The organism is Streptomyces sp. WMMC1477, assembly GCF_027460245.1.
In the GTDB taxonomy this organism is placed as follows: Bacteria; Actinomycetota; Actinomycetes; order Streptomycetales; family Streptomycetaceae; genus Streptomyces.
In genome coordinates this window covers 4,879,690-4,882,585 of record NZ_JAPZBD010000003.1, presented here as the reverse complement: position 1 = coordinate 4,882,585, position 2,896 = coordinate 4,879,690, and the positions used below count along the sequence as shown (strand labels likewise).

Here is a 2,896-nt window from a genome sequence, read left to right as displayed (position 1 = left end):
TTTTCTCCCATTTCCTCTGAGGATCCGAGGCAAGAAGGGTCTGGTGAACCCTAAGAGGAGGAAGACGCTTGCCGGCACCCCTACCCCACCCCTACCCCACCCCTCGCCACGCGCAAAAATAGGGGGCGACGGGGGAGATTCTGGGGTTACCCCGACGGGGGATACACACATAGCATCGGGCGGCGACTCTCCGTAGTAGTACCCGTCGATGACCGTGCACACGCTTCGACGTGCAGACGTGAACTGGCGTCGCGTCAGACAGAGAGCATGCGGAGAGGGTACCGAGGAGAGGGAAAGGTCCGTGCTCGACGAACTGGAGCGCAAGGCCGTCGCCTTGGAGTACGTCCGGTGCATCAACGCGGGGGACATCGGGAGACTGCTCAAGGTCTTCGCCGACGACGTCCGTTTCGAGGACCCCGTGGGGTCGCCCCCGGTCCAGGGGAAGACCGCGTTGCGAAAGCATCTTTCGGACGCCATCAAGGGAAATGTCCACGAGATTCCCGGTGAGATCACCGCCTCTCAGGACGGTCGGCACATCGCGATTCCCGTGCAGATTCACATCGATAATCCAGAGGATCCCGGCGGAAAGCGCCTGAAGATAAATGCTGTGAGCGTCTGCCGCCTGAACTCCGCCGGGCTGATCGAGGACGTGAAGGCGTTCTGGGGGCAGACCGACGTCGCGTTCGTCGACCGGGACGCACCCATATCGTCAGGGGAAAAGCGATGACCATACCGGCAGATGCGGACAAGCAGACGGCGGCCGGGGAGGATCCTTCCGGGGACTTGTCCTTCATGGCTCCGGAGATCATCAACGACCCGTACGTGGGGTACGGCCGCCTGCGCGAGCAGGCGCCCGTGGTGCGGGTACGGCTTCCCGACGGCAGCCCGCTGTGGCTGGTGACCCGTTACGAGGACGTGCGGGCCTTCCTGCGGGACCCGCGGTTCGTCCACGACACGGACAACGTTCCCGACGGGCTGGCTCCCCCCTCCCTCCAGGAGCTGATGAAGCAGGCGGGGATCAACGAGGACCTCTACCCCTACATCTGCGACATGATGGCCGACCGGGACCCGCCGCGGCACACCCGGCTGCGTAAGGCCGTCTTCCACGCGCTGGCCCCGGCGCGGGTGCGCGCGATGCGGCCGCGCATGGAAGAGATGATCAACGAGTCGCTGGACGCGCTGCCCGGCCATGCCGACGAGGACGGCGTGGTGGACCTGGTCGAGCACTGGGCGCAGCCGATGCCGGTGGGCATGATCTGCGAGCTGGTCGGCGTACCGTTGGAGGACCGGCCGGTCTGGCGGGAGTGGGCGCACGGCCTGATGTCCCACGATCCGAAGGCCCTGCCAGCGGCGGCCTACCCGGCCATCGAGTACCTCCACGGGCTCATCGAGCGGCGCCGCAAGGAGCCGGCCGACGACCTGATCAGCACGATGATCCACGCCCCCAACGAGAACGGGGAGCGGCTGACCGACGTGGAGACGGTCGGCATGGTGATGGCACTGGTCACCGGCAGTCACGAGAACACGGCGCACCTGGTGGCGAACGGCACGGTGGGGCTGCTGACGCACCCGGACCAGATGGCACTGCTGCGTGAGGACCCCTCGTTGATCGCGGACGCCGTCCACGAGTTCCAGCGCTGGTGCAGCCCGCCTCTGCGGACGCGGATGCGGTACGTCTCCGAGGAGCTGGAGTTGGGCGGCCACCGTTTCCAGGTGGGCGACCAGGTCTCCGGGGTGCTGGTGAGTGCGAACCGTGACCCGCGGAAGTTCGCGGACCCCGACCGCCTGGACGTCGCCCGGTTCCGTGGCCAGCAGGCCGAGCACCTGTCCTTCGGTCATGGCGTGCACTACTGCATCGGTGCGGCGCTGGGGCTGAATGAGGCGGAGATCGCCTTCAAGGCGCTGCTGGACCGCTTTCCGGGCCTGAGTCTCGCGGTTCCGGCCGAGGAGCTTCCCTGGATCCCGCACCCGGGTCTGCGGCGTCTGGTCCGCCTGCCGGTCCGGCTCGGCGAACGGGGCTGATCCGAGAGCGCCGGCCCACGACGGAGGCGGGGGGTGGAAGCCGATGCTTCCACCCCCCCGCCTCCTGTCGTCGGACGTCCGGTCAGACGGTCTTGATGGCGCCTCCGTCGATGACGTAGTTGGCGCCGGTTACGTTGCGGGCGACGTCCGAGAGCAGGAAGGCGATCAGGGCGGCCACCTCCTCGGCCTCGGCGAGTCGGCCGGTGGTGATGCCGAACTGCTCGGGCACCTTCGCGAGGAACTCGGCGTGGTCCATGCCCGCCTCGGCAAGCTTCCTGCCGATCGGCCCGTCGGGGTCCTCCCAGATGGAGGTCCGCACGATGCCGGGTGAGACGGTGTTGACGCGCACGCCCTGCGGGCCGAACTCCTCGGCCAGGGACTTGCCCAGGGCGTTGAGGGCGGCCTTGGTGGCGCCATAGGCGACGGGTACCGGGCCGGGGCGCAGGGCGGCGATGGAGGAGACGTTGACGATGGCACCGCCGCGTTCGACGAGGCTGGGCAGGGCCGCGCGGGTGATGCGCACGGTGCTGCGGATGTTGAGGTCGAACAGGCGGGTCCATTCGCTGTCGGGGGTGTCGAGGAAGCCGGCGGGCTGGTCGCTGGAGCCGCCGACGTTGTTCACCAGCAGGTCGACGCCGCCCAGTTCGGCAAGGGCGTTGTCCATGAGGGCGGTGGCGCCCTCCTCGGTGCTGAGGTCGGCCGAGACCGTGTGGGCACCGGTCTCCTTGAGCTCGGGCGTGATGGTGCGGGCGGCGCCGACGACGCGCGCGCCCTCCTCGATCAGCAACCGGGTGGTGGCGAGTCCGATGCCTCGGCTGGCACCGGTGACGACGGCCGTCTTGGCGGCGAGGTTGAGCTGCACGGCGATCCACTT

General features: G+C 68.3%; 3 protein-coding genes. 2 read left to right on the top strand and 1 reads right to left on the bottom strand.

All coding sequences use genetic code 11. The features are described from left to right. The first annotated feature begins 301 nt into the window (after positions 1-301). Both O7609_RS21580 and O7609_RS21575 read left to right on the top strand, forming a co-directional pair. Positions 302-727, top strand: coding sequence for a nuclear transport factor 2 family protein (locus tag O7609_RS21580; protein ID WP_269735350.1), 426 nt, complete (start codon positions 302-304; stop codon positions 725-727). Beyond that, on the top strand, positions 724-2,022 hold the full coding sequence (locus O7609_RS21575; protein WP_269744074.1) for a cytochrome P450 family protein: 1,299 nt from the start codon (positions 724-726) through the stop codon (positions 2,020-2,022). The genes O7609_RS21580 and O7609_RS21575 overlap by 4 nt, the downstream gene beginning before the upstream one ends. An 82-nt stretch (positions 2,023-2,104) precedes the next feature. Here the strand turns inward: O7609_RS21575 and O7609_RS21570 are convergent, their stop codons facing one another. Next, positions 2,105-2,884 carry an oxidoreductase gene (locus O7609_RS21570; protein WP_269735352.1) on the bottom strand — a complete coding sequence of 260 codons (780 nt, stop codon included), beginning with the start codon at positions 2,882-2,884 and terminating at the stop codon, positions 2,105-2,107. Between the last annotated feature and the right edge of the window lie 12 nt (positions 2,885-2,896).

Bases quoted from the DNA above. Each gene is read 5' to 3' on its own strand.
- O7609_RS21575 (WP_269744074.1), top strand. From the start codon at position 724: ATGACCATACCGGCAGATGCGGACAAGCAGACGGCGGCCGGGGAGGAT.